General features: G+C 59.2%; 18 protein-coding genes, 1 tRNA gene and 3 pseudogenes. 8 read left to right on the forward strand and 14 right to left on the reverse strand.

Annotation, left to right across the window (positions count from 1 at the left end):
• Positions 1–8 precede the first annotated feature (8 nt).
• Positions 9–1,399: pseudogene (locus AB4O11_RS26875) on the forward strand (type VI secretion system Vgr family protein).
• A 106-nt stretch (positions 1,400–1,505) separates the two neighbouring features.
• Here the strand turns inward: AB4O11_RS26875 and AB4O11_RS26880 are convergent.
• The gene (locus AB4O11_RS26880; RefSeq protein WP_460129373.1) at positions 1,506–2,897 is read right to left on the reverse strand and encodes an FAD-dependent oxidoreductase; all 1,392 of its coding nucleotides are present in this window, start codon (positions 2,895–2,897) and stop codon (positions 1,506–1,508) included.
• Between the two features lie 72 nt (positions 2,898–2,969).
• Positions 2,970–4,295, reverse strand: coding sequence for an MFS transporter (locus tag AB4O11_RS26885; RefSeq protein WP_460129375.1), 1,326 nt, complete (start codon positions 4,293–4,295; stop codon positions 2,970–2,972).
• A gap of 281 nt (positions 4,296–4,576) precedes the next feature.
• Between AB4O11_RS26885 and AB4O11_RS26890 the strand changes: the two genes are divergently transcribed.
• The gene (locus AB4O11_RS26890) at positions 4,577–5,449 is read left to right on the forward strand and encodes a LysR family transcriptional regulator (protein WP_460129377.1); all 873 of its coding nucleotides are present in this window, start codon (positions 4,577–4,579) and stop codon (positions 5,447–5,449) included.
• A 97-nt stretch (positions 5,450–5,546) separates the two neighbouring features.
• Here the strand turns inward: AB4O11_RS26890 and AB4O11_RS26895 are convergent, their stop codons facing one another.
• Complete coding sequence (locus AB4O11_RS26895) at positions 5,547–6,407, reverse strand: LysR substrate-binding domain-containing protein (protein ID WP_186622642.1); 861 nt, start codon at positions 6,405–6,407, stop codon at positions 5,547–5,549.
• A 112-nt stretch (positions 6,408–6,519) separates the two neighbouring features.
• Here AB4O11_RS26895 and AB4O11_RS26900 point away from each other — a divergent pair, with 112 nt between their 5' ends.
• The 3 genes from AB4O11_RS26900 (at position 6,520) to AB4O11_RS26910 (ending at position 9,340) form a co-directional block, all read left to right on the forward strand.
• Entirely contained in the window at positions 6,520–7,629 is a 1,110-nt protein-coding gene (locus AB4O11_RS26900; RefSeq protein ID WP_460129379.1) for a 2-aminoethylphosphonate--pyruvate transaminase, read from the forward strand.
• Positions 7,630–7,773: 144 nt separating this feature from the next.
• Complete coding sequence (phnX, locus tag AB4O11_RS26905; protein WP_093434071.1) at positions 7,774–8,601, forward strand: phosphonoacetaldehyde hydrolase; 828 nt, start codon at positions 7,774–7,776, stop codon at positions 8,599–8,601.
• A gap of 190 nt (positions 8,602–8,791) precedes the next feature.
• Entirely contained in the window at positions 8,792–9,340 is a 549-nt protein-coding gene (locus tag AB4O11_RS26910; protein WP_093434069.1) for a cytochrome b, read from the forward strand.
• A 3-nt stretch (positions 9,341–9,343) separates the two neighbouring features.
• Here the strand turns inward: AB4O11_RS26910 and AB4O11_RS26915 are convergent.
• A pseudogene (locus AB4O11_RS26915) lies at positions 9,344–10,269 on the reverse strand (1-aminocyclopropane-1-carboxylate deaminase/D-cysteine desulfhydrase).
• A gap of 200 nt (positions 10,270–10,469) precedes the next feature.
• Entirely contained in the window at positions 10,470–12,509 is a 2,040-nt protein-coding gene (locus AB4O11_RS26920) for an NADPH-dependent 2,4-dienoyl-CoA reductase (protein ID WP_093434064.1), read from the reverse strand.
• 208 nt (positions 12,510–12,717) lie between these two features.
• On the opposite strand from AB4O11_RS26920, the gene AB4O11_RS26925 reads away from it, so the two are divergent.
• Both AB4O11_RS26925 and AB4O11_RS26930 read left to right on the forward strand, forming a co-directional pair.
• A complete protein-coding gene (locus AB4O11_RS26925; protein ID WP_460100728.1) occupies positions 12,718–13,848 on the forward strand; it encodes a carbon-nitrogen hydrolase family protein in 1,131 nt (376 codons plus the stop codon).
• 3 nt (positions 13,849–13,851) lie between these two features.
• The gene (locus AB4O11_RS26930; protein WP_093434058.1) at positions 13,852–14,892 is read left to right on the forward strand and encodes an AraC family transcriptional regulator; all 1,041 of its coding nucleotides are present in this window, start codon (positions 13,852–13,854) and stop codon (positions 14,890–14,892) included.
• A 418-nt stretch (positions 14,893–15,310) separates the two neighbouring features.
• Here the strand turns inward: AB4O11_RS26930 and AB4O11_RS26935 are convergent, their stop codons facing one another.
• The 8 genes and pseudogenes from AB4O11_RS26935 to tig all read right to left on the reverse strand — a co-directional run bounded on the left by AB4O11_RS26935 (position 15,311) and on the right by tig (position 25,550).
• Positions 15,311–16,165, reverse strand: a complete 855-nt coding sequence (locus AB4O11_RS26935) for a DUF2242 domain-containing protein (protein WP_099756694.1) — start codon at positions 16,163–16,165, stop codon at positions 15,311–15,313.
• A gap of 67 nt (positions 16,166–16,232) precedes the next feature.
• Positions 16,233–16,418 (reverse strand): annotated as a pseudogene (locus AB4O11_RS26940) (hypothetical protein); the annotation flags it as partial.
• A 616-nt stretch (positions 16,419–17,034) separates the two neighbouring features.
• Positions 17,035–18,906 carry a SurA N-terminal domain-containing protein gene (locus AB4O11_RS26945; protein ID WP_186622648.1) on the reverse strand — a complete coding sequence of 624 codons (1,872 nt, stop codon included), beginning with the start codon at positions 18,904–18,906 and terminating at the stop codon, positions 17,035–17,037.
• 228 nt (positions 18,907–19,134) lie between these two features.
• Positions 19,135–19,407: an HU family DNA-binding protein gene (locus AB4O11_RS26950; protein ID WP_003183171.1), complete on the reverse strand. Its 273-nt coding sequence runs from the start codon at positions 19,405–19,407 to the stop codon at positions 19,135–19,137.
• A 148-nt stretch (positions 19,408–19,555) separates the two neighbouring features.
• Positions 19,556–21,952 carry an endopeptidase La gene (gene lon / locus AB4O11_RS26955; protein WP_016986884.1) on the reverse strand — a complete coding sequence of 799 codons (2,397 nt, stop codon included), beginning with the start codon at positions 21,950–21,952 and terminating at the stop codon, positions 19,556–19,558.
• 162 nt (positions 21,953–22,114) lie between these two features.
• Complete coding sequence (clpX, locus tag AB4O11_RS26960; protein WP_003223632.1) at positions 22,115–23,398, reverse strand: ATP-dependent Clp protease ATP-binding subunit ClpX; 1,284 nt, start codon at positions 23,396–23,398, stop codon at positions 22,115–22,117.
• A gap of 112 nt (positions 23,399–23,510) precedes the next feature.
• A complete protein-coding gene (gene clpP / locus AB4O11_RS26965) occupies positions 23,511–24,146 on the reverse strand; it encodes an ATP-dependent Clp endopeptidase proteolytic subunit ClpP (protein WP_460129382.1) in 636 nt (211 codons plus the stop codon).
• Between the two features lie 93 nt (positions 24,147–24,239).
• Positions 24,240–25,550: a trigger factor gene (tig, locus tag AB4O11_RS26970; protein ID WP_460129384.1), complete on the reverse strand. Its 1,311-nt coding sequence runs from the start codon at positions 25,548–25,550 to the stop codon at positions 24,240–24,242.
• Positions 25,551–25,694: 144 nt separating this feature from the next.
• Between tig and AB4O11_RS26975 the strand changes: the two genes are divergently transcribed.
• On the forward strand, positions 25,695–25,907 hold the full coding sequence (locus AB4O11_RS26975; protein ID WP_460129386.1) for a hypothetical protein: 213 nt from the start codon (positions 25,695–25,697) through the stop codon (positions 25,905–25,907).
• Positions 25,908–25,952: 45 nt separating this feature from the next.
• Here AB4O11_RS26975 and AB4O11_RS26980 read toward each other — a convergent pair.
• A tRNA-His gene (locus tag AB4O11_RS26980) sits at positions 25,953–26,028 on the reverse strand.
• Positions 26,029–26,088 lie beyond the last annotated feature (60 nt).

Below are 26,088 nucleotides of genomic sequence, written 5' to 3' on the forward strand. Positions count from 1 at the left end.
CTGTTCGAATGCTCAATGACAAGGAAAGTCCTTTTACCCTGACCCTGACCGACAGCGGTCTGTGCCTGCCGGTGGTGCGTTTTCACGGCGAGGAAGCGCTCAACCAGCCCTACCGTTTCGACATCGAACTGATCGGTTTGGCCCCCGCCGTGACGCCGGGCACATTCCTGCACCAACGGGCCTTTCTGCGTCTGGACGACCATCATGGAATCCACGGCGTGATCGACAGTGCCAGTTGCGAACATCGCGGTACGCACCGGATCGGCTATCGCGTGACGGTCGTGCCGCGCTTGCACAGGCTGGCTCAGCCGAGCAAACGGCGAGTGTTCGTGCAACAGAGTGTGCCGCAGATTCTCCAGCAGCTGCTCACGGAAAATGCCCTGCCCGCCGACGGCTACCGGATTGAAATGACCGTCGGCCGCTACCCGATCCGGCCTTTTTGCATCCAGTACGAAGAAAGTGATCTGGCGCTGCTGCACAGACTTTGCGAAGAGGAAGGCATTCACTACCACTTCGAACACCGGATGGACGGACACGTTGTCGTGTTTGCCGATGACAGCCTCAGTCTGCCGCAAACGCCGGTACTGGTTCCGTTCAAGGCCTGTGAGCAAACGCCTTCTCCCTGCATCACTTCGCTGTACCAGCATCATCACGCCGCGCCCGTCGCCACGCTGCATGCCGTGCGTAACCGAGGACAGCGGGCGATCAGCGACGAGGCCGCCAACCACATCACGGCAAATCCCTTGCCGCAGGCATCTTCCTCGAACAACGACACCACGAACAACGCAGCCGTCGACATCTGGAACGGCAACGCTGCCAGCATCGGACGATCAACGGCCGCAGCGACCGGATCGGCTTGCTCAGTGGACAACTGCTGCAAGTGTCGGCACATCCGGTCAGCCACTTCAACGAACAATGGCGGCTCACCTCGATACGTCATCACGGGCAACATCCGTCGATTCTTGATCCGACCCCACCCTTGCACCGCTACGAAAACGATTTTACCGCCCAGCCCTGGTCAAGCGATTTTCGCCCGGCGCTCAACCAACCGCGTCCCGGCATTGCCGGTTATCACCTGGCGCTGGTGCTGGGACCTGCCGGGCAACCGGCGCAGCTCGATGAACAGGGTCGGGTCGCCGTCAGGCTGTGGCCCTCGGAACATCTGCAAACCCTTGATGACGAGGCGATCTGGCTGCCCATCGCGATGACTCGCGCCAATGGCCGAGTGGCACGGGAGGAACTGCCCTGCGCTGGCAGCGAAGTGTGGGTGAGTTTCCTTGACAGCGACCCCGACCGGCCGATTCTGTGTCTGGGCAACTCACGCAAGCCCACACCTCGCGAACCACCCGCACGTGACAGCCTATTACTCGACTGGCTACTCGACAGCGGCGCACGCTGATCCCCTTTGTAAGAGTGGCCGCAGGCTGCGATCTTTTGATTTTGATCTTAAAAACCAGATCGAAAGATCGCAGCCTGCGGCAGCTCCTGCATCAACACGCCGTGCTTCAGGCTTTGTCAGTCTTGCCCGCCGCCGCAGCGAATTTCGCCAGACGCACATCCAGATGCCGAGGACGCCGCCCGTGATCTTCGGCGCGCTCCTTGCGGCGGATGGCGTTGCGCACCATCAACGAACCGAGGTAGCGGATTGGCTCCGGCGGGAAATAACCCAGCGGCCCGTTGACCAGCGGCGAACGGGTCCACGGGTTGTCCAGACCCTGCACCAACGAAGCAAGAATCTGTCCGCCCATGTGGCACGGGCCGACGCCGCTGCCGGAATAGCCGAAGCCGTAAAACACATTGCCGGCGCTGCTCATCTGGCCGAAGAACGGCAAACCGGTGACCGAGCGATCCGACGGGCCGTTCCAGGTGGCATCGACTTTGACATCGGCAAACGCCGGGAAGAAGTCAGCGAGGCTGTTTTTCAGCAAGCCGGCATAAGGCGATGGCTGATCGAACACCGGCAGCATGCGCCCGCCAAACGCGAAGGTGTTGCCACCCTTGCCGAGCATGATCCGGCCGTCCGGGGTGTTGTGGTAGTAGTGCACGAAAATCCGCGAATCGAGCACAGTGACCCCGCTGGTCAGGCCGATCTGCTGCAACAGATCCGGGCGCGGCTCGGTGATCAGCATGTCGCTGGAAACAATCGCCACGCTGCGTTCGAACTGTGGAAAGGCACGGGCCATCCACGCATTCATCGCCAGCACCACGCGATCGGCAACAATGCTGCCGTTCGGTGTTTGCAGGCGTGCCGGGCGCCCTTCTTCCAGCCCGGTCATTGCCGTGTTTTCGTGAATTTTCACACCCAACTGCAACGCCACGCGACGCAAGCCACGCACCAGTTTGCCCGGTTGCACACTGGCCGCCGCCGGCGAGAACCAGCCTTCCAGATGCTTGCTCGAACCGGCCATGCGCTGCACATCGGCTACTGGACGCTGGGTGAATGAGTTGATGCCATTGCGCTCGAGTGCAGCGATTACCGCATCGGTCGAGCCGACTTGCGCGCGGTTGGTCGCGGTGTACAGCGTGCCGTCGAGCCGATAATCGGCATCGACGCCGTACTGCTCACAGAACTCGCCGATCGCGTGGATACTGCGCTCCGATTCCTTGACCAGGCGCACCGCTTCCTCGACGCCAAACAAGCGTTCAAGGGTGAAATACTTCGCCGACCACGACAGCGCACAACCACCGTTGCGCCCGCTGGCGCCGGCGCCGCAGATGTCCGCTTCGATCAGCAAGACATCGAGTTCGGGGTTTTGTTGCTTGAGCATGATCGCTGTCCACAACCCGGTGTACCCGCCGCCGACGATGCACACATCGGCGCGGATTTGGCCTTGCAACGGCGGGCAGGTTTGCGAGGTGTCGGCCTGCAAGGCCTGCTCCAGCCAAAACGGTCTCATGGGGTTTCTCCAAGTCAGATGGCCACGACCCAGCCTGCCGCGAGCGTCGCAGCAGGCCACGAGGCAAGGGTTTCAGGAACGCAGGGGTTTGATCGTCAGCGGGCAATTGGGGATAGAGGCGCGCGGTTCCATCACGCCAACCGGGCGGCTGTTCCAGTGCGGAATCAGCACCAGCGCCGAGAACAGCGCGCAACCGGCGAAGACGATGAACACCGTCACCGAGTCGAAGTAACCCGGCAGCAAACCGCCCAGCACCGCGCCAACCGAGCCGCAGCCGTTGACGAAACCGGCCGCCGTGGCGCCGGCCTTGGCTTTGCCGAAGTCGATCGCGGCGGCACCGCTGATCATCGAGTCCGGGCCATACAAAGTCAGGCCCATGACGAACAGCAGTGCGACCACCAGCAACACACTGCCGGTATGCAACGCGGCCATAAACAGCGCCAGCGTCACGGTCAGCGCCAGCAAGCTCAACACGCAGGCCGGCATGCGCCGGGCACTGAACAGTTTGTCCGAGGCCAGGCCAATCAGGATCGGCCCGAGCAACCCGGCCAGTTCAAACGAAGTGGGAATGATCGCCGCGCCGACCTTGCCGACACTGGGCATCTGTTCAAAGACAATCACCGGGCCCCACAACAGAATCGCGTAACGCGCCGGTTTCAACATGAAATACGCCAGGCCCAGCACCAGCACCGTGCGGTTACGCAGAATTTCTTTCAGAGGCTCCCACATGCTGAGCTTGCTGTTGGCTTCGGTTTCTTCTGCGCTCAGCTCAGGTTCCGGCTCGACTGCCGGCAAGCCGACGTCTTCGGGTTTGTTGCGCTGGAAGATAAAGAACAACACCGCCACCACGGCAACCACCACCGCACTGGAAATGAACGCCGCGTGCCAGGTGCCCATCAAGGTATACGCCCACCAACCGGCGAACGGCGACGCCACCAGACCACCAAACGCGTAGCAGGAACTCCATAACCCGAGCACCCGTCCGCGTTGTTGGGAGGGGAAAAAACTGCCGAGGTTTTTGCACAATCCCGACCATCCGGTGGACTGCGCCAAGCCCTGAATCAACATGCAGGTGGCGAAGATTGGCAACGTCGCGTAACTGCCCATCACCAGCGCCGCTGCGGCGGAAATCAGCAAACCGCCGAGCACCACGACCCGTGGGCCAAAGCGGTCAGCGAGCATGCCCCAAGTGAACTGGCCGAGGGCATAAGCCGCCAGATAGATCGCATCGAGGTTGGCCATGGCCATCTTGTCGAGCATGAAGGTCGGGTCTTCGGCGATGCCGAGTTTGGCCACCGAAAACGCTTTGCGGGTGAAATAGAAAGCGGCGTACGCAAGCCAGGTAATCGCGAAAATCTGCACGCGCCAACGCGCAATGGTGCCGATGTGCTTGTTCATGGTGGTTCTGACCTCAGGGTGTGAGTGTGCCGGCAGAATCGTTAAGAAAAACGCCTGTGTTTTTATTGTTGAGCACTGCGATATCAGCCCGTCCCTGTGGGGATATCGGTCAGATGAGTCCTGTTGTTGCACGCACAGGCTCATGGCTACCGTGCGGCCCGAGCGGGTCGTCAGCGATGGCGTGAGCCGATCAAAGCAATTACTGTTTAATAAATAAAATCGATTTATCGTATTTCACACATAAGCTCAGCTTGTTACTGACTAAACGATCAGGTGACTGCATGTCGGTGTCCCACGCCCAACTCAAAGCCTTCCACGCCGTGGCTGTGCATGGAAGCTTCACCAAAGCCGCCGAGCGCCTTTTTCTCACCCAACCGGCGATATCCGACCAAGTGCGCAAACTCGAAGAGCGTTTTGGCGTTTTGCTGTTTCACCGCAATAAACGTTCCGTACGCCTGACTGACCTGGGCGAACGCTTGCTGGCGATCACCCAGCGCCTGTTTGTGATTGAAGCCGAAGCACAGGAACTGTTGCAGGAATCCCAGGCCTTGCAGACCGGCAGCCTGATTCTGGCAGTGGATGCGCCGGTCCACGTGCTGCCGCAAATCGCGCGGTTCTGCGAGCGCTATCCGGGGATCAGCGTAAAGATCGAGACCGGCAACACCGATGAATCGTTATTTCGCCTGTTCAACTATCAGGCCGATCTGGCGTTGCTCGGCCGCGATGTCAGTGATGAACGCTTGCTGAGCGTGCCGCTGCGCAATGATCCGATGGTCGCGTTCGTGTCGCGCCATCATCCGTGGGCCGCGCGTGAATCGATCTGCCTGGCAGACCTGGATGACACGCCGCTGGTGTTGCGTGAGCACGGTTCGGTAACCCGGCAGACGCTGGAAGAGGAAATGGCCCGCGCGGGGTTTCGCATTCGTCCGGCGATTCAGGTTGAGGGCCGGGAAGCGGCGCGTGAGGCGGTGGTGGTCGGGATTGGCGTTGGCGTGGTATCGGCGGCGGAATTTGGTGCGGACTCGCGGGTGTGCGCGTTGCCGATTGTCGACTGCACCCGACGGTTGACGGAGACGCTGGTGTGCTTGCGCGAGCAAAGCAATCGACGGGTGGTGGCGACCTTTCTCGATATGGTGCGCCAGAGTCTTGTGTGAACCGTGATGGCCCCTTCGCGAGCAAGCTCGCTCCCACAGGGGTTACGCATTCCAAATGTGGGAGCGAGCTTGCTCGCGAAGGGAGCGACTCGGTGTATCAGGCCGGCGCCAGACCAAAGAACGCCTGAATCAGGCGCAACTCCCGCCGCCGCTCCATGCAGCCGATCATGTGCCGATTGACCAGCCCTGCCCCGACAATCGGAATCGCCACCACGCGCGGGTCATGGCTGACCTCCACCGATGACACCACGCCAACGCCCAACTCGGCCGCCACCGCTTCGGTCACCGCCTCACGGCTGTCCAGTTCCAGCAACACGCGCGGATGGATCGACGCCTGCGCACAGGCGTCATCAAATGTACGCCGGGTGATCGAACTCGGCTCACGGAGCACCATGATCACCTGATCCAGTTCCTTGAGTTTCACTTCCCCGGCGCGCATCGCCCACGGGTGCCCTGCCGGCACCAACGCGCAGATCCGTGATTCGCTCAACGCTTGCAGATGCAGGCCTTTGCGCGGCTCGACCTCGGTCAACACCGCAACATCCGCGTGTTCCGACAACAATGCAGCGAGGGTTTCCTGAGCATTGCCCAAGCGCAGGTTCACCGTAATTCCCGGATACCGCGCGCGCAGGCTCGCCAACATTGGCATGACCATATGCGGCCCGTCCGCCGCCACTTCCAGCCGCCCGGTCAGCAACTGTCGATTGGCCTCAAGCATCGTTTGCGCCTCTTCCGCCAGGCCAAACATCGCGCGGGTAATCGCCGCGAGTTTGGTGCCCTCCTCGGTCAGTTCCACCCGTCGCGCGGTGCGCCGCAACAGGGTGATCTGGTAGTGCTCCTCCAGCGCCTTGATGTGCCCGGTAACCGCCGGCTGACTGATGAACAAGCGCGCGGCGGCACGGGTGAAGCTGCCTTCACGGGCCACGGCGTCGAAGGCGCGGAGCTGGAACAGGTTCATGAATAACTCTCACTGATGGCTGGCATAACAACAAACAATTTGATTGATGCAACGGCGAATTGCAACGTATGCCCCGTAGCTTCATCCCACAGCGCTATCCGAGGACACACGAATGAGTATTGCCGAACCCATCCTGCTCACTCCCGGCCCGTTGACCACTTCGGCCCGCACCCGCCAAGCGATGATGGTCGACTGGGGGTCATGGGATGACCGCTTCAATCAACTGACCGCCAGCCTTTGCGAACAACTGCTGGCGATCCTCAACGGCGCCGCGACTCACCACTGCGTCCCCTTACAGGGCAGCGGCACCTTCGCTGTTGAAGCGGCCATCGGCACATTGGTGCCGCGTGACGGCAAAGTCCTGGTGCTGATCAACGGCGCCTACGGCAAGCGTCTGGCGAAGATTTGCGAAGTGCTCGGTCGCTCGTTCAGCACCTTCGAAACCGCTGAAGATGAACCGACCACCGCCGCCGACGTCGACCGCTTGCTGCGCGCCGACAGCAATATCACCCACGTCGCCCTGATCCACTGCGAAACCAGCACCGGGATTCTCAATCCGCTGCCGGAGATTGCCCAAGTCGTCGCGCAACACGGCAAACGCTTGATCATCGACGCCATGAGTTCCTTTGGCGCACTGCCGGTGGACGCGCAGAAAGTGCCGTTCGACGCACTGATCGCCGCTTCCGGCAAATGCCTGGAAGGCGTGCCGGGGATGGGTTTTGTCTTCGCTCGCAAAGAGTCTTTGGCCGCAGCCGCTGGCAATTCGCACTCGCTGGCGATGGACCTGTATGACCAGCACGCTTACATGATGAAAACCGGTCAATGGCGCTTCACCCCGCCGACCCACGTGGTCGCGGCGCTGCATGAAGCGCTGCTGCAATACAACGAAGAAGGTGGCCTGCCGACACGCCATGCGCGTTATGCCGCCAACTGCCAGGCGCTGATGGACGAGATGGGCAAACTCGGTTTGCGCAGCTTCCTGCCGGCGGCGATTCAAGCGCCGATCATTGCTACGTTCCATGCGCCGCAAGATCCGCGCTACCAGTTCAAGGATTTCTACGAACGCGTGAAGGCCAAGGGTTACATCCTTTATCCGGGCAAATTGACTCAGGTCGAAACCTTCCGTGTCGGCTGCATCGGTCACGTCAGCCCGGGCGAAATGCGCCAGGCCGTTGCAGCGATCGGCGAAGTGCTGCGCGAGATGGAAGTGTTAGAAATCTAAGCCCCATCCTAAATCCCCTGTGGGAGCGAGCCTGCTCGCGAAAGCGGTCGCACATTCAACATGGATATCGACTGATCCGACGCCTTCGCGAGCAAGCTCACTCCTACATTTGAATTGCATTGCCAACTCAGGAATTTGATCAACATGAACTACGTCAATCCAAACAAACTGCAAGCCGCGATCCTCGACTGGGCCGGCACCGTGGTCGATTTCGGCTCGTTCGCACCCACGCAGATTTTCGTCGAGGCCTTCGCCGAATTCGACGTGCAGGTCTCCATCGAAGAAGCGCGTGGCCCGATGGGCATGGGCAAGTGGGACCACATCCGCACCCTCTGCGATCAGCCGCAAGTGGCCGAGCGTTATCGCAAGGCGTTCGGCCGCACGCCGACCGACGATGACGTCACCGCCATCTACAACCGCTTCATGCCGCTGCAGATCGAGAAGATCGCCGAACACTCGGCGCTGATTCCCGGCGCACTGGAAACCATCGCCAATCTGCGTCAGCAAGGCATCAAGATCGGCTCCTGTTCCGGCTACCCGAAGCAGGTGATGGACAAGGTCGTCGAACTGGCCGCCACCAACGGCTACGTCGCTGACCATGTGGTTGCCACCGACGAAGTGCCAAATGGCCGTCCGTGGCCGGCTCAGGCGCTGGCCAACGTGATCGCGCTGGGCATCGACGATGTCGCAGCGTGCGTGAAGATCGATGACACCGTGCCGGGCATTCTCGAAGGCCGCCGCGCCGGGATGTGGACCGTGGCGCTGATCTGCTCAGGCAACGCACTGGGTCTGGATTACGCCGGTTTCCGCGCCTTGGGCAGCGATGAACTGGCCAGCGAGCGCAAACGCATTCACGCGCTGTTCGAAGGCTCGCGCCCGCATTACATGATCGACACCATTACTGATTTGCCGGAAGTCATCGCCGACATCAACAAGCGTCTGGCCAACGGTGAAATGCCGCAATCGAGCTGATTCCTGCCGCTTGCTGCAAAGACAAACGCCAGTGTCTTGCCGACACTGGCGTTTTTTATTGGCAAAGCCCCGATTCAGAGCGCTGAAAGTCCGATCAGCCTCAGGCAAATCCGCCAAAGCGGATTACAGTTAAAGCATGCCGTCGCCCAAGAACGGCAGGTTTGAACCCTGATCTGTGAGGAAACACCGTATGCCGTGGACAAGTTCCGAATCCCGCTACAGCACCGTCTCGGTCCTGTTGCACTGGCTGATGCTGGTCCTGTTGGTGCTGGTGTACGCCAGCATGGAGTTGCGCGGCCTGTTTCCCAAAGGCAGTGGCGGGCGCACGCTGATCCGCGAAGTGCACTACATGCTCGGCCTGACCGTGTTTGTGCTGGTGTGGTTTCGCCTGCTCGCGCGCAGCATTGGTCCGGCACCAAAAATCTTCCCCGCCTCACCGCAATGGCAAACCGTGCTGGCGCGGCTGATGCACTGGGCCTTGTACCTGTTCATGATCAGCATGCCGATCCTGGGCTGGCTGATCACCAGCGCCGAAGGACATCAGGTGATGTTCTACGGTTTTGACCTACCGCTATTGGTGGCGGAAAACAAAGCCTTCGCCAAGCAGGTCGAACACTGGCATGTGCTGATCGCCACGATCGGTTACTGGTTGATCGGCCTGCATGCACTGGCGGGGATTTATCACCACTATGTGGTGGGCGATAACACGCTGCTGCGGATGATGCCCAAGCGCGGTTGAATATCAGCGGCTGGCGCTAAACCCACGCCGGCCCTGCAAGCCTCCGGTATGAATGAAGATCAGCCGCGTGCCGGACGCGAACCTGCCTGCCTCCACCTGTTGCTTGAGTGCCAGCAATGCCTTGCCGGTGTACAGCGGCTCCAGTGGGACGCCGCTGGCCTGCTCGGTCTGCTCAATGAACGCGAGCAGCAGCGGATCGACCTTGGCAAAACCGCCACGGCTGGCATCGATCAACTCATAGTCGGCAGTGGCCAGTCCGGCTGACCGCATAATCGACTCGACCTGCGGCGCCACGCCGTGATCCTCAGGGACTGCCAACGCGCCATAGACCCGGTGCGCACCCGCCTCGGCGAGGACCAGCCCGGCGAGTGTTGTCCCGGTGCCGCAGGCCAGCCACCAACCGTGATAGTCGCTCCAGCCCAGCGTAGGCAATTGCGCTTGCGCCTGTTCCTTGATGGCTGCACAGCCGAGCGCCCCTGCAAGTCCACCTCCCCCTCAGGAACCGCTTGCAGATTGGGGTATTGCTCGTGCCAGGGTTGCCAGAATCCCGGCTCGTTGCGCGCGCGATAACCGCCATAACCCAACCAATGCAATTGCATGCCGCACGCCTGCAGATCCAGCACCGTGGGAGTTTCCTGCGCATGCCCGCGCAGCAGCCCCACGGTTTGGAAGCCCAGCCGTTTCCCCGTCGCCGCCAACGCGTGCAGATGATTGGAGTGCGCACCACCGAGACTGATGACGCCCTCGGCACCCATACGGTCGGCGGCTTTGAGGTGTTCGACGAGTTTGAACCATTTGTTGCCGCTGATCAGCGGGTCGATATTGTCGAGGCGCAGGATGGCCACTTCAATGCCGGCGGTTGCGAGCCAGTCGAGGTGAAGGTGTTCGAGAGGGGCTTGGGGTAGCCAATCGGTGGGAGGCAAAAGCATGAGCGGCGATTCGATCTGGACAGAGCCAGCATTCTAGTCGCTCACAAGTCACCATCGCGAGCAGGCTCACAAGGTTCACGATGTGCACAAATCCTGTGGGAGCGAGCTTGCTCGCGAAAGCGGAGTGTCAGTCAATATATATGTCGACTGACACGATGCCTTCGCGAGCAGGCTCGCTCCCACAGGTTCAGCGGTGGAGCTTAAAGTTCAGCAGCGAGGCGCGAGCCTTGGTTGATCGCGCGTTTGGCATCCAGCTCAGCCGCGACATCGGCACCACCGATCAGGTGCACGTTTTGCCCCGCTTCCACCAGACCGTCATGCAATTCACGCAGCGGATCCTGCCCCGCGCAGATCACGATGTTGTCCACCGCCAGCACTTGCGGCTCGCCGGTTTCGCCGATGCGGATATGCAGGCCTTGGTCATCGATGCTCAGGTATTCGACGCTGTTGAGCATCTGCACCTGCTTGTTCTTCAGACCGGTACGGTGAATCCAGCCAGTGGTTTTACCCAGACCATCACCGACCTTGGTTTTCTTGCGCTGCAACAGAAACACTTCGCGGGCCGGCGCGTGCGGTGCGGCTTTGATCCCGGCCACACCCCCACGGGCTTCGAGTTGCGTATCGATGCCCCACTCTTTCCAGAACGCGGCGCGATCCTGGCTGGTGGCCACGCCTTGGTGAACGAGGAATTCCGAGACGTCAAAACCGATACCGCCGGCGCCAATCACCGCCACGCGTTTACCCACCGGCTTGCGCTCAAGGATCACGTCCAGGTAGCTCAGCACCTTGGCATTCTCGACTCCCGGAATTGCCGGCACGCGCGGTGCAATGCCAGTGGCGAGGATGATCTCGTCGTAACCGCCTTCCACCAGTTTCGCGACATCGACGCGGGTGTTCAGGCACACCTCGACATTCGTGGTCTGCAACTTGCGTTTGAAGTAACGCAGGGTTTCGAAGAACTCTTCCTTGCCCGGCACGCGTTTGGCGATGTTGAACTGGCCGCCAATTTCGCTGGCCGAATCGAACAGGGTCACTTGATGGCCACGCTCGGCAGCCACGGTCGCGGCGGACAAACCGGCAGGGCCGGCGCCAACCACAGCGATTTTCTTGATCTGCTGCACCGGCAGATAATTGAGTTCGGTTTCGTGGCAGGCACGCGGGTTGACCAGGCAACTGGTCAGCTTGCCGCCGAAGGTGTGATCGAGGCACGCCTGGTTGCAACCGATGCAGGTGTTGATTTCGTCAGCGCGGCCTTCAGCGGCCTTGTTGACGAAGTCCGGGTCGGCGAGGAACGGCCGCGCCATCGAGACCATATCGGCATCGCCTTCAGCCAGAATCTGCTCGGCGATTTCCGGGGTGTTGATACGGTTGGTGGTGATCAGCGGAATCTTCACCGAACCGCGCAGCTTGGCGGTGACCTTGCTGAATGCCGCACGCGGCACTTTGGTGGCGATGGTCGGGATCCGCGCTTCGTGCCAGCCGATGCCGGTGTTGATGATGGTTGCGCCGGCCTGCTCGATGGCTTTGGCCAGGGTAACGATCTCGTCCCAGGTGCTGCCGCCCTCGACCAGGTCGAGCATCGACAGACGGAAAATAATGATGAAGTTCGGCCCTACCGCCTCGCGCACACGACGAACGATTTCCACCGGCAGGCGCATGCGGTTTTCGTAGCTGCCGCCCCAGCGGTCGGTGCGGTGGTTGGTGTGTGCGGCGAGGAACTGGTTAATGAAATAACCTTCCGAGCCCATGATCTCGACACCGTCATACTCGGCGGTTTGCGCCAGTACCGAACAGGTGACGAAATCGCTGATCTGTTTCTCGATGCCTTCCTCGTCCAGTTCTTTGGGCTTGAACGGGTTGATCGGGGCCTGAATCGCGCTCGGCGCGACTTGTTTCGGGCTGTAGGCATAACGCCCGGCGTGGAGGATCTGCATGCAAATCTTGCCGCCCGCGTCGTGCACCGCGCGGGTGACGATGCGGTGCTTGAGCGCTTCTTCCTCGGTGGTCAGCTTGGCCGCCCCGGAGTACACGCCGCCCTCGTCGTTCGGGCCGATACCACCGGTGACCATCAGGCCAACGCCGCCACGGGCACGTTCGGCGAAGTACGCCGCCATGCGCTCGAAACCGCCCGGTTTTTCTTCCAAACCGGTGTGCATCGAACCCATCAGGGTGCGGTTGCGCAGCGTGGTGAATCCCAGGTCCAGCGGGGCCAACAGGTGCGGGTAGTGAGCGGCGGTCATCGGTAACTCCACAACGAGCAATCACGGAAAAGTTGCGGGCGCTCTGCGGCTCCCGTCAGTCATGTTCGACAGACTAAGAGTCGCATCGCTGTCACTCAATGACCGTAACTGACAACTTATTGATCCAAATGCGCAGCACCCCTTGGCAATCAGGTCCATGGGCCCTACCCTAGTCGCCATACCCTGTACCCGGTAGCTGTTGGTTTTCATGCGCAAACTTTTGTACCTGTTTTTCTCCATGGCCCTCGTCGCCGCCCTGACCACCTACGCCATGTGGGCGGCGGACCGGCCGGCGGGCCATTACCTGTCGGACTTACGCATTAAAGTGGCGGTCGATCAGGGCATCCCCGCCGATCGTGGCAATCTGCTGGGCATCCAGCCTGAGCTGTTTCCCACCGATTATCAAAGCACCGAGCGCTTGCACCGCAAGCTCGCAGCCTATCTGCAGCAAGCTCAGGATCAAGGCCTGCTGAACGATAAAACCGTCGTGGTGCTGCCGGAGAACGTCGGCACCTGGCTGCTGCTCAGCGGCGAGAAAGATGAGCTGTATCAGGCCCCGACCCTCGCCGAAGCAATGAACTGGCTGGCGGCGAGCAATCCCTTGCTGTTCGCCCGCGCCTGGCTCAGCGCCAACGGCAGCGACCGCCTCAACGACGCGTACCTGCGGATGAAAGCCAAGGCGATGGCCAAGGATTACCAGGCGCTGTTCGGTGGTCTGGCCAAAGAATTTCACGTGACCCTGGTGGCCGGCTCGATCGTGTTACCGGAACCCAGCGTTCGCGATGGCCAGCTCAAACCCGGTAGCGGTGCCCTGTTCAACAGCAGCGTGGTGTTCGGCCGCGATGGCGTGCCGCTGGGCCAGCCGCAACGGCAGATGCACCCGGTATTCGATCAGCGCGAAGTGCTCGAAAGCGCAGACAAACACGCGCTCAACGTGGTCGACACCCCGGCCGGACGCCTTGGCGTATTGATTGGTAGCGACAGTTGGTACCCCGACAATTACCGCAAACTCGACGAGCAAAACGCACAATTGGTCGCGGTACCGGCGCAGGTATTCGGTCAAGGTGCGTGGAATCAGCCATGGCGCGGTTACAAAGGTTCAAGCACACCGGGGTCGGTCAGCCTAAAACCCGGTGAAGTCACCGAAGGACAAGCCTGGCATCGACTGACACTGACCGCGCAACCACCGAGCAGTCGAGCGATTGCCGGCATCAGTGTGTTCCTGCGCGGGCAGTTCTGGGACAAGGCCAGTGCCGGTCAGAGTTTCCTCAGCAGCAACGGTCAGCAGTTCGCCGATGGCGATGCCCGGGGCGCGCGTTTGTTGAACATCTGGTTGTAAGCCATGAAGCCCCTGCCGATGCGCCTCGGGGACCTGTCGGTAGGCTTTGTTCACAGCCTCGCCGACGCCGTGCGCAGTCATGGGGCGGATCCGCAGTCGTTGCTGGAGCAATATGGTCTGGACGCCGCGCGACTGGCCGAGGCCGGGGCGCGTTTGTCGATTCCGCGCTATATGCGCCTGGGCCACGCGGCGATTCAGTTGACCGGCGATTCGGCGCTGGGCCTGCGCATGGGCCAGCTCAGTCGCCTGAGTCAGGCGGGGCTGGCCGGCGTTACCGCCGCACAGGCGCCAACCGTGCGCGAAGCCGCGCGCTGTCTGATCCGTTTCGAGGCGTTGTACGGTTCCAATTATCGCGGTCAGTCCAGTTTCCATGAAGATGCCCATGGCGCGTGGCTGCGTTTCTATTCGATCAGCCCGTACAACGCCTATAACCGTTTTGTCGTGGACTCGATCATTGCCGGATGGCTGCATCAGCTCTCCAGTGTCAGCCGCGAACCGCTGCGCGCCGAACGCATTGAAATCGAATTCGATGAGCCGGATTACCGCGAGGCGTACGACTTGCTGGGGGATTGCCCGATCCAGTTCGGTGCCGAGGGCAATCAACTGCGCCTGAGCCTGAACAGCCTCGCACAGCGCAATCCCGAGCATTGCCCGAGTACCTGGCGGCATCTGCTGCAACTGTGTGAACGCGAGCTGGAGCAATTGACTCGCACCCGCAGCCTGCGCGAACGCATCACTCAACTGTTGGGGCCATTGCTCAATGGTGGCCGGGAACCCGACCTGGAAGAAGTGGCGGCACGCCTGAAGCTGCCGACCTGGACGTTGCGGCGCAAACTGGCCGAGGAAGGCACGCAGTTTCGCGCAATCCTCAATGATACTCGCCGGGACCTGGCGATGACTTACATCCGCGATACCGAACTGGCATTCGGTGAAATCGCCTACCTGCTGGGTTTTGCTTCAGCCGAAGCGTTCCAGCGCGCCTTCAAACGCTGGAGCGGTCAGACGCCCGGCGAATTCCGCCGCAGTCACCGCAAAACGGCCTGAAAGCAGCTGCGAGCTATAAGCTGCAAGCTGCAGGTTAAAGCTCGGTGGCGTCTTCGGCTGGCTCGGGTTGGTCCAGTTCAAAGGCCTGGTATTCGAGCAGCTCTTCTTGATATTCATCCATCGTGTAATCCCCCTGCTGCTCTCTTGAATGGGCCTGAGCAAATGCCCAGTGCCTCGAGCTTAACGTGCTCGTATGAAGGAAAAGTGAAACCCGGCCTTCATGAATAAAACGTAGCAGGTGGTCAGGAATTTATCGCAGGATTTTTGTCAGGGGAATGTAACGAGATTTTAAGCCCCCCCAAAAACTACTGTGGGAGCGAGCTTGCTCGCGAAGGCGGCCAGTCAGTCACATGCGTGCTGAATGTTCCGACGCTTTCGCGAGCAAGCTCGCTCCCAAAGAGGTTGCGGTGAGGCTGGATTATTGGCCGGACGCTGGCATCGCCGGAATCGGCTCGGATGGCGGGGGGATATCCGGGTTGGCCGGTGGCGTGATGGTTTCGGTCGCCGGTGCAGGTTCTGCACTCGGCGCCGGAGTGATCGGCGCGGCCTCTGCCGGTGGCGCAACCGGTTCAGACGTCACGGGTGCGGTTTCGGCAGGTGCGGGAGCGGGCTCCGCTGCAGGCGCCGGGGTTGCGGCGGGCGCAGGCGTTGGAGTCGGCGCTGGCACCAGCGCTGCCGGAGCAGGCTTCGCCTCAGGCACGCCGAGGTCAGTCTTCGGTTTCTCTTCAATGTGCGCAGCTTTCTTCGCATCCGTCGGCAGGAACTGCTCGACCAGGGTAAAGAAACGCTCGTAGAACTTCTGTGCCGTCACCGTCTCGCTGGCGACTTTGACCATCGAATCGTCGGACGAGCCGATCGGCATCGACACCGAGCCCAACACACCCACGCCGAGGCTGGCCGAGTTGTTGGTCTTCTTCAGCGCATAACGATCCTGCAAGGCGTTGGCGAACATCGTCGCATGGTGCCCGACACTGCCGTCATCGGCGCAGACCACGTTGAAGCTGATCTCCATGTGGGTGTCGCCGGTTTGCTGGAAGCTCTTGTGGCCACTGACCAGTTTCGGGTCACTGCTGGTGATGATGTAGCCCTGGCTAAGCAATGCACGGCGCGCCGCTTCGCAACTGACCGCGTCGGTCACCGGGTAATTGCGCGAAAACGTACCGGAGTCATCGAAGTTCTCATGCTCATACATCGGCTTGTCTTTCGAACAGCCGGCAACAGCGGTCAACAACAGCGCCAACCCGACAACACGCATGGGAGTGGAAATCAACATTGAACATCCTGAGAGAAAACAGTCCGGGGCGTATTGTGCAACAGATCACGCCCCGGCGGCGCATGGATTAGTGTCTTAAAGCAGTTACAACTCTATCGACCTTCAGTTGCGGGAAAAGTCGCAATGCCAGATGATCGATGAACACGCGCAACTTTGCCGTGGCGTGGCGACTGGATGGCCATAGGACCCAGAACTGTCCGGTGTGTTCCAGATGCGTATCAAGCACGCGACGCAAACGGCCTTGAGCCTCGTCAACTCTGCACATGGATGCCGGCTCATGAACGACGGAAAATGGGTCGATTGGCAGACCGCTATCGCGAGCAGGCTCACTCCTACAATTGGAATGAGTACATCCGCAAAAAACAGCTCGGCTGTCAGGCCGCCTTCGCGAGCAAGCTCGCACACAGAAGAGCAACAGCAGAACGCATGCTGCTTCTGCTCCTCACCACTCAACAGGATGAGCGTTAGCTCGGCTGCAGCTTTTGATCTTGATCTGAAGGCCCGTCGGCAGGCTGAGTGGAGGGCTTGATCCGGGCGTGGGAGCGCAGCGACCGTTTGGCGAAGCCAAACACAGCGGGAGTAGGTGCAGCGAAGCAAACCGGAGACGCTGCGCCCGGAGCAATCCCGCAGCGAAGGAACCCCGAGCTTTAGCGAGTGGGCCGAACGTCAGGGCAAAGACCTTTGGTTCCTTTGGGGCGTTTGCCAAAGGGACTCGCCGTAAGGGCGAAACCGCCAGCGGCAAAACCCGCAGCAACGGATATTCACCCAAAACCCCAAGAACATGGTCGGCCCAAAGGCCGCCACTACCCAAAGCCCAAAAAAAGCCCCGACCTATCAGGCCGGGGCTCTCATCACATCTCAGTCAACCATCAAAACCGCTTGATGTCCGCCTGAGCTTCCAACTGCTTGCGATAAGCAGCAAAGTCCTGCTGTCCCTCACGCGAAGCAAGGAAACGACGGTACTGAACCTTCTCTTCATCCGTCGGCGCAGCCGCTTCGTTAACACCATTCAGACGCACGATCATCAGACTGCCATCCGGCAACGTCACGCTGGTGAACGTCGGCTTGTCCTTCGCAGCCGGCTTCGGCATACGGAACAACGCTTGCAGCACCGCCGGATCAACACCTTCCTGACCACGGGTGGCCGCTTCAGTGGCTTTCCAGTTCTGACCCTCAACCGCCTTGTCCAACGGCGCCTTGCCATCGCGCAGATCCGCGATCAGCTTCTCGGCCTTGGTCTTGGCAGCCGCGCTGGCGTGCTCTTTGGTCAACTGGGTGCGGATCGCCGCACTCACGTTTTCCAGCGGCAGTTGCGCAGGCTTGAGGTGTTCCTTGGAACGCAGCACGATCACGGTTTCCGGATCCAGCTCGATGGCGGTGCTATTGGCACCTTCGTCGATCACTTCGGTGCTGAACGCAGCAGTAACCACGGCGCGGTTCGCCGCAACACCTTCGCCACCTTCACGGCCGAATGGCTTGGAGGTATGCACGGTCAGCTTCAGATCCGCCGCTGGCTGGGCCAGGTCAGAGGCTTCGAATGCGGAGTCTTCCAGTTGCTTGGTCGCCTCGACAAAACGCTGCTCGACCTGAGCGGCTTTCAGCTCGCGGGTGAGCTTGTCTTTCAGGCTGGCCAGGGTCGGCACTTCAGGCGCTTCCACACCCAACAGCTTGATCAAGTGATAACCGAAGTCGGTACGAATCGGCTCGGACACCTGGTCTTTCGACAAGGAGTACAAGGCTTTTTCGAACGCCGGATCGTAAACGCCAGGGCCTGCATAACCGAGGTCACCGCCGTTATTGGCCGAACCTGGATCCTGCGAGAACTCTTTGGCCAGCGCTTCGAACTTCTCGCCCTTGGCCAGACGCGCCTGAACGTCTTCAATCTTCGCCTTGGCCTGAGCTTCGGTGGTCTTGTCGTTCACTTCGATCAGGATGTGCGCGGCACGTCGCTGTTCCGACAGGTTGGCGATCTCTTTCTGATACGCCGCCTGCAGGTCTTCGTCCTTGACGGCAACCTGATCGAAGAACGAAGACTTCTTCAGTTCTACGTAATCGATGATCACTTGATCCGGAGTCATGAACTCCTTGGCGTGCTCGTCGTAGTAAGCCTTGACCTCGTCGTCGGTCAGTTTGACCGCCGCCGGGTCAGCCTTGACGTTCAGGGTCGCGAAATCGCGGGTCTGCTTTTCCAGACGGGCGAATGCCAGCACTTCGGCGTCAGTGACGAAACCGCTGCCTGCCACACCGGCACGCAGTTGGCCGATCAGCATTTCCTGAGCCAGCATCTGACGGAATTGCATACGGCTGTAACCCAGTTGACGGATCACCTGGTCGAAACGGTCGGAGCTGAACTTGCCGTCCACCTGGAATTCAGGTGTCTGCAGGATCACTTGGTCCAGTGCGCCTTCGGAGAAAGCGAATTTCGCTTGTTCTGCACCTTGCAGCAGCAGCTTGCGATCGATCAGACCCTTGAGGGCCGATTCGCGCAGCATTTTCTCGTCGAGCAAGGAAGCATCGAAGTCCTTGCCCAGCTGTTGCATCAACTGACGGCGTTGCATATCAACGGCCTGGCTCAGCTCGTTCTGGCTGATTTCATCACCGTTGACCTTGGCCGCCTCATTCTTGTGAGTCGTGGCCTTGAAAATGGCGTCGAAACCGGTCAGAGCCATCAGTGCAACGATGACCCCGATAATGGTCTTGGCAATCCAGCCTTGTGAATTGTCCCTGATATTCTGCAGCATGCGTCCCCCAGAAACGGTTGAACTTCAAAATTAGGCAACCGTGGAGCGTGGGTAGAATCCGGATAGAAGAAAGGCGCATCCGAGGATGCGCCTTCTCGTAACTGGCGGAGCGGACAGGGCTCGAACCCTCGATCCCGGCGTTACAGGCCACTGTTTCAGCGACCTGCTCTACCGCTCCGCTGCCAAGTCAGGCATGACCCCGACCCGGATGGGTAAAAACCTGAAAACTTAGTTAACAGCTTCTTTCAGTGCTTTACCGGCTTTGAAACCTGGCTTCTTGGCAGCCGGAATTTCCAGAGTCTTGCCGGTTTGAGGGTTACGACCGGTACGAGCCGGACGGTCCGTCACGGAGAAAGTACCGAAACCAACCAGAACAACGGAGTCGCCAGCCTTCAGAGCGCCAGTGACGGATTCGATTACAGCGTCCAGCGCACGGCCAGCAGCAGCTTTCGGGATATCAGCGGATGCAGCGATAGCATCAATCAGTTCCGACTTGTTCACTCTAAGTCCCCTTATATCTATTTTGAGATGATTCTAAGTTTTTTGGTGAAAGCAAAAACGAGTGCTGAATGGCCTACAGACACTTAAGAGCCGCTTTATAACAAGGGCTCTAAAAAACTGTCAAGGAAGCCCCCCAGGCAAAAGCGTATTAATGCGTGCTAATTCTTTCCTTAGAGTCAGACTCACGTTTTTCGTCCTTGGCAACTATCTCCGGAGCCACATCCGGCAAGGGCTCCGGCGCGTATTGCAGCGCAATTTGCAGGACCTCGTCAATCCATTTAACCGGTTTAATCTGCAGATCCTGCTTGATATTGTCAGGAATCTCCTTCAGATCGCGCACGTTCTCTTCAGGAATAATCACGATCTTGATTCCGCCGCGGTGAGCCGCCAGCAGTTTTTCCTTCAGACCGCCAATCGCCAGCACTTGACCACGCAGCGTGATTTCACCGGTCATGGCGACATCGGCGCGCACCGGAATGCCGGTCAAGGCCGACACCAGCGCCGTACACATGCCTACGCCAGCGCTAGGGCCGTCTTTCGGCGTCGCCCCTTCCGGCATGTGGATGTGCGTGTCACGCTTCTCGTGGAAGTCCAGAGGAATGCCCAGACTCTTGGCCCGGCTGCGCACTACAGTGAGCGCGGCAGTGATCGATTCGACCATCACGTCGCCCAGCGAACCGGTCTTGATCAGTTGACCTTTACCCGGCACAACCGCGGCTTCGATGGTCAGCAATTCACCACCCACCTGAGTCCAGGCAAGCCCCGTGACCTGACCGATCTGATCCTGTTGCTCAGCCAGACCGTAGCGGAATTTGCGCACCCCGAGGAAGTGCTCCAGCAGGTCAGCTGTCACTTTCACCGAGAAGCGTTTTTCCATTGCGTGCTCTTTAACGGCCTTGCGGCAGACCTTGGCGATCTGACGTTCGAGGCCACGCACACCGGCTTCACGGGTGTAGTAACGGATGATGTCGCGGATCGCTTCAGCGTCGAATTCCAGCTCGCCCTTTTTCAGACCGTTAGCGGCGATCTGCTTTGGCGAGAGGTATTTGACGGCGATGTTGATCTTTTCGTCTTCGGTGTAGCCCGGCAGACGGATCACTTCCATCCGGTCGAGCAGCGCCGGCGGGATGTTCATCGAGTTCGAGGTGCACAGGAACATCACATCCGAGAGGTCGTAATCGACTTCCAGATAATGGTCGTTGAAGTTGTGGTTCTGCTCCGGATCGAGCACTTCCAGCAACGCCGACGCCGGGTCGCCACGCATGTCGCTGCCCATTTTGTCGATTTCATCGAGCAGGAACAGCGGGTTGCGCACCCCCACTTTTGTCATCTTTTGAATCAATCTTCCTGGCATCGAACCGATGTAAGTCCGACGGTGACCGCGAATTTCCGCTTCATCACGCACGCCACCGAGGGCCATGCGCACGAATTTGCGGTTGGTGGCGTGAGCGATCGACTCCGCCAGCGAGGTTTTACCCACGCCCGGAGGACCGACCAGGCACAACACCGGGCCACGGATTTTCTTCACGCGTTTTTGCACGGCGAGGTATTCAAGGATACGTTCCTTGACCTCTTCGAGACCGTAGTGATCGGCATCGAGAATGTCTTCTGCGCGCGCCAGGTCCAGACGTACCTTGCTCTGCGCTTTCCACGGCACTTGCACCAGCCAGTCGATGTACGAGCGCACCACGGTGGCCTCAGCGGACATCGGCGACATCTGCTTGAGCTTGTTGAGCTCGGCAGTAGCTTTGGCCAACGCGTCTTTCGGCAGACCGGCAGCGTCGATACGCTTCTTCAGGTCTTCGATTTCGTTGTGGCCTTCGTCGCTGTCACCGAGCTCTTTCTGAATGGCCTTCATCTGCTCATTCAGGTAGTACTCGCGCTGACTGCGCTCCATTTGCTTTTTGACGCGGCCACGAATGCGTTTTTCGACTTGCAGCAGATCGATCTCGGCATCCAGCAACGCCAGAACGTGCTCGACCCGAGCCGACAAATCGATGATTTCGAGGATTTCCTGCTTCTGCTCGATTTTCAGCGCCATATGCGCCGCCATGGTATCGACCAGGCGACCCGGCTCATCGATGCTGTTGAGCGACGACAGGACTTCAGCCGGAACCTTCTTGCCCAACTGTACGTATTGTTCGAACTGCGACAGCAGTGTGCGCACGAACACTTCGGATTCGCGCTCGGCGGCGTCGACTTCTTCGATCAGCGAGACTTCGGCACGGCAGTGGCCGTCAACTTCGCTGAAGCGCTCGACGGTGCCACGCTGCTCACCCTCGACCAGAACCTTGACGGTGCCGTCAGGCAGCTTGAGCAGCTGTAGAACAGTGGCGATGGTACCTACGCGATAGAGAGCGTCTTCACCGGGATCATCGTCAGCCGGGTTTCTCTGGGCCAGCAGCAGGATCTGCTTGTCGCCCGTCATCGCGGCCTCGAGGGCTTCGATGGATTTCTCGCGCCCCACGAACAGCGGGATAACCATGTGCGGATAAACCACGACATCACGCAATGGCAGGAGAGGCAATTCGATGGTTGTCTTCATGATTTCGCCTCTACGGCGGCCATATGGCCGTAATCAGATGGAATTGAGCTTGAAACCAAGATGGGGGCTGCCTTGAAAAAAAACAAGCACAAAGCGGATGTAAAAAATGACATAAAAAAAAGAGGCCCGAAGGCCCCTTCTTTATTCCAGCAGACTGGACGCTTAAGCGTCCGGCGCTGCCTTGGCCGTCGGCTCACTGTTTTCGTAGATATACAGTGGCTTGGACTTGCCTTCGATCACGCTTTCATCGATCACGACTTTGCTCACCTCGGACTGCGAGGGGATTTCATACATCGTGTCGAGCAGTACACCTTCGAGAATCGAGCGCAGACCACGAGCACCGGTTTTACGTTCCAGGGCACGCTTGGCGACCGATTTCAGCGCGTCGGTCCGGAACTCCAGATCCACGCCTTCCATCTCGAACAGCTTGGCATACTGTTTGGTCAGAGCATTTTTCGGCTCGGTGAGGATCTGCATCAGCGCAGCCTCGTCAAGCTCGTCCAGCGTCGCGAGGACCGGCAGACGACCGACGAATTCCGGGATCAGACCGAACTTGACCAGATCGTCAGGCTCGACTTCACGCAGGGATTCACCGACTTTCTTGCCTTCTTCCTTGCTGCGCACTTCTGCGTTGAAGCCGATGCCGCCCTTGGTGGAACGGTTTTGAATAACCTTTTCCAGACCGGAGAACGCACCACCGCAGATGAACAGGATGTTACGGGTGTCGACCTGCAGGAATTCCTGCTGCGGGTGCTTGCGACCACCTTGCGGCGGTACGGAAGCGACCGTGCCTTCGATCAACTTCAGCAAGGCCTGTTGCACGCCTTCACCGGAAACGTCCCGGGTGATCGACGGGTTGTCGGACTTGCGGGAAATCTTGTCGATTTCGTCGATGTAGACAATACCCATCTGGGCCTTCTCTACGTCGTAATCGCACTTCTGCAGCAGCTTCTGAATGATGTTCTCGACATCTTCACCCACGTAACCCGCCTCGGTGAGGGTGGTTGCGTCGGCAATGGTGAACGGAACGTTCAGCAAGCGGGCCAGTGTTTCGGCCAGCAGGGTTTTACCGGAGCCTGTCGGGCCGATCAGCAGGATGTTGCTCTTGCCGAGTTCGACGTCGTCAGCCTTTTTGTCACGCTGGTTCAGGCGCTTGTAGTGGTTGTACACCGCTACGGCCAAAACCTTTTTCGCACGCTCCTGACCAATGACGTACTGGTCAAGGATGCCGCTGATTTCTTTAGGCGAAGGCAATTTATGCGCGCTGCTCTCGGCCTGGGCTTCCTGCACCTCCTCGCGGATGATGTCATTGCACAGGTCGACGCACTCGTCGCAGATAAAGACCGAGGGGCCGGCAATCAATTTGCGCACTTCATGCTGGCTTTTGCCACAGAAGGAGCAATAGAGCAGCTTGCCGTTGTCCTCGCCGTTGCGGGTGTCAGTCATTCGTTCGATCCAAATCCGATAGGCTTGCAACACAAGATGAAGGCTATTGCGGGCTTTTTCAAGCCCGCCGCTGATCAGACAAGCCGACCAAGCCTATTTTGAGCTGCTTATTTTAAGCTGGGCGCTGGTTGATCACTTCGTCGATCAGGCCATATTCCTTCGCAGCTTCTGCACTCATGAAGTTGTCGCGATTGGTATCGCGCTCGATTTCTTCCAGAGTACGCCCGCTGTGTTTGGCCATCAGCGTGTTCAGACGCTCGCGAATGAAGAGGATTTCCTTGGCGTGGATTTCGATGTCCGACGCCTGGCCCCGGAAACCGCCCAGTGGCTGGTGAATCATCACGCGCGAGTTCGGCAGGCAGAAACGCTTGCCCGGGGCACCTGCGGTCAGCAGGAATGCGCCCATGCTGCAGGCCTGGCCGATGCAGGTGGTCGACACGTTCGGCTTGATGAACTGCATGGTGTCGTAGATCGACATGCCTGCAGTCACCGAACCGCCCGGGGAGTTGATGTAGAGATGGATGTCCTTGTCCGGGTTTTCCGCTTCAAGGAACAGCAGTTGCGCACAGATCAGGTTGGCCATGTAGTCCTCTACCGGACCAACCAGAAAGATCACTCGCTCCTTGAGCAGGCGCGAATAGATGTCATAGGCGCGTTCGCCACGAGCAGATTGCTCGACAACCATCGGGACCAGGCCGCCGGCGGCCTGGATATCAGAGTTCTGCTGAATATAAGAATTACGGAACATGCTCTGCAGTCGCTCCCAAATAGTTATGTCTTGAATACGCATAAGCCAGCTCGAGAGCTGGCTTATGGTGTGTACTTCTTAACGCGGAATCAATCAGTCGGCTTTTGGAGCTTCTACCGGCTTGACTGCTTCTTCGTAAGAGACCGCTTTGTCGGTCACACTAGCTTTCTGCAGAACAGTATCCACAACTTGCTCTTCCAGCACAACCGAACGCACTTCGTTCAGCTGCTGCTCGTTTTTGTAGTACCACGACACAACCTGCTCAGGCTCCTGGTAAGCGGAAGCCATTTCCTGAATCATTTCGCGAACGCGAGCTTCGTCAGGCTTCAGATCGAATTGCTTGACCACTTCAGCAACGATCAGGCCCAGCACGACGCGGCGCTTGGCTTGCTCTTCGAACAGCTCGGCCGGCAGTTGATCAGGCTTGATGTTGCCACCGAACTGCTGAACAGCCTGCACACGCAGACGGTCAACTTCGTTGGACAGCAGCGCCTTAGGCACTTCGATCGGGTTGGTGGCCAGCAGACCGTCCATTACCTGATTCTTGACCTTGGATTTGATCGCCTGACGCAGTTCACGCTCCATGTTCTTGCGAACTTCGGTGCGGAAACCGTCGATGCCGCTTTCCTTGATGCCGAATTGAGCGAAGAACTCTTCGTTCAGCTCTGGCAGTTTAGGCTCGGAAACAGTGTTGACGGTCACGGTGAACTCGGCGGTTTTGCCAGCCAGGTCCAGGTTCTGATAGTCCTCTGGGAAGGTCAGGTTCAGAACGCGCTCTTCGCCCGCTTTAGCGCCAACCAGGCCTTCTTCGAAGCCCGGGATCATGCGGCCGGAACCCAGTACCAGCTGAGTACCCTTGGCGGAACCGCCAGCGAATACTTCGCCGTCAACCTTGCCAACGAAATCGATGTTCAGTTGGTCTTCGTTCTGGGCAGCGCGATCGGCCACTTCAAAACGAGTGTTCTGCTTGCGCAGGATGTCGAGCATCTTGTCCAGGTCAGCGTCAGCCACGTCAGCGCTCAGACGCTCAACGGTGATGCCGTCGAAACCGGCAACGGTGAACTCAGGGAACACTTCGAATACAGCAACGTATTCCGGGTCCTTGCCAGCTTCGAGCGACTTAGGCTCGATCGATGGCGAACCTGCCGGGTTCAGCTTCTGCTCAACCACAGCTTCGTAGAAGGAGGACTGGATCACGTCGCCTACAGCTTCCTGACGAGCATCAGCACCGAAACGGCGCTTGATTTCGCTCATTGGCACTTTGCCTGGACGGAAGCCAGCAATCTTGGCCTTTTGGGCAGTCTGCTGCAGACGCTTGTTGACCTGAGTCTCGATGCGCTCAGCCGGCACGGTGACGCTCATGCGGCGCTCGAGAGCAGTAGTATTTTCAACAGAAACTTGCATGGATATTCCTCGTTGCACAGACGTTAGCCGGCCGTTTCCGACCCCAGAATCAAGGGCATGCATTCTAGTGGGTCAAACTCAAGAAGTCACCCTACTGAAAACGGGTAAAAAAACAGCAGGCAATTTATAGGGATCGATGCACGGATGCAGCGCGTCCCACAGGCGAATACAACCAATCTCGCCAGGGCTCTGCGCCAACCGCTTCTATATATAGAAGAGGCTGCCAATCAGTCCCTGACGGCCGAACCTGCAAGCAAGCCCGGCGAGCAGCGCAGCATCATCGAGCAACATAAATACGACGAAGCGCCCTGCCCCTGCGCCCCGAAACCGGCAATTGCCGCTTTTCAGAACCGCTAAAACAAAAAAGGCGCCAGACTGTTAAATCTGGCGCCTTTCGAAATATGGGGTGGACGATGGGGATCGAACCCACGACAACGGGAGTCACAATCCCGTGCTCTACCAACTGAGCTACGCCCACCATATTGCGTAACAAAAAAGCCAAACAACTTCTTTGTTGGAACCTCACCAGCCCGAAGAC

The sequence above is a fragment of the Pseudomonas sp. H1_D05 genome (assembly GCF_054682705.1).

Excerpts from the sequence above, each read along its gene's own strand:
- AB4O11_RS26880 (WP_460129373.1), bottom strand. The coding sequence starts at position 2,897 with ATGAGACCGTTTTGGCTGGAGCAGGCCTTGCAGGCCGACACCTCGCAA.
- AB4O11_RS26885 (WP_460129375.1), bottom strand. The coding sequence starts at position 4,295 with ATGAACAAGCACATCGGCACCATTGCGCGTTGGCGCGTGCAGATTTTC.
- AB4O11_RS26890 (WP_460129377.1), top strand. The coding sequence starts at position 4,577 with ATGTCGGTGTCCCACGCCCAACTCAAAGCCTTCCACGCCGTGGCTGTG.
- AB4O11_RS26895 (WP_186622642.1), bottom strand. The coding sequence starts at position 6,407 with ATGAACCTGTTCCAGCTCCGCGCCTTCGACGCCGTGGCCCGTGAAGGC.
- AB4O11_RS26900 (WP_460129379.1), top strand. The coding sequence starts at position 6,520 with ATGAGTATTGCCGAACCCATCCTGCTCACTCCCGGCCCGTTGACCACT.
- phnX (WP_093434071.1), top strand. The coding sequence starts at position 7,774 with ATGAACTACGTCAATCCAAACAAACTGCAAGCCGCGATCCTCGACTGG.
- AB4O11_RS26910 (WP_093434069.1), top strand. The coding sequence starts at position 8,792 with ATGCCGTGGACAAGTTCCGAATCCCGCTACAGCACCGTCTCGGTCCTG.
- AB4O11_RS26920 (WP_093434064.1), bottom strand. The coding sequence starts at position 12,509 with ATGACCGCCGCTCACTACCCGCACCTGTTGGCCCCGCTGGACCTGGGA.
- AB4O11_RS26925 (WP_460100728.1), top strand. The coding sequence starts at position 12,718 with ATGCGCAAACTTTTGTACCTGTTTTTCTCCATGGCCCTCGTCGCCGCC.
- AB4O11_RS26930 (WP_093434058.1), top strand. The coding sequence starts at position 13,852 with ATGAAGCCCCTGCCGATGCGCCTCGGGGACCTGTCGGTAGGCTTTGTT.
- AB4O11_RS26935 (WP_099756694.1), bottom strand. The coding sequence starts at position 16,165 with ATGTTGATTTCCACTCCCATGCGTGTTGTCGGGTTGGCGCTGTTGTTG.
- AB4O11_RS26945 (WP_186622648.1), bottom strand. The coding sequence starts at position 18,906 with ATGCTGCAGAATATCAGGGACAATTCACAAGGCTGGATTGCCAAGACC.
- lon (WP_016986884.1), bottom strand. The coding sequence starts at position 21,952 with ATGAAGACAACCATCGAATTGCCTCTCCTGCCATTGCGTGATGTCGTG.
- clpX (WP_003223632.1), bottom strand. The coding sequence starts at position 23,398 with ATGACTGACACCCGCAACGGCGAGGACAACGGCAAGCTGCTCTATTGC.
- clpP (WP_460129382.1), bottom strand. The coding sequence starts at position 24,146 with ATGTTCCGTAATTCTTATATTCAGCAGAACTCTGATATCCAGGCCGCC.
- tig (WP_460129384.1), bottom strand. The coding sequence starts at position 25,550 with ATGCAAGTTTCTGTTGAAAATACTACTGCTCTCGAGCGCCGCATGAGC.
- AB4O11_RS26975 (WP_460129386.1), top strand. The coding sequence starts at position 25,695 with ATGCAGCGCGTCCCACAGGCGAATACAACCAATCTCGCCAGGGCTCTG.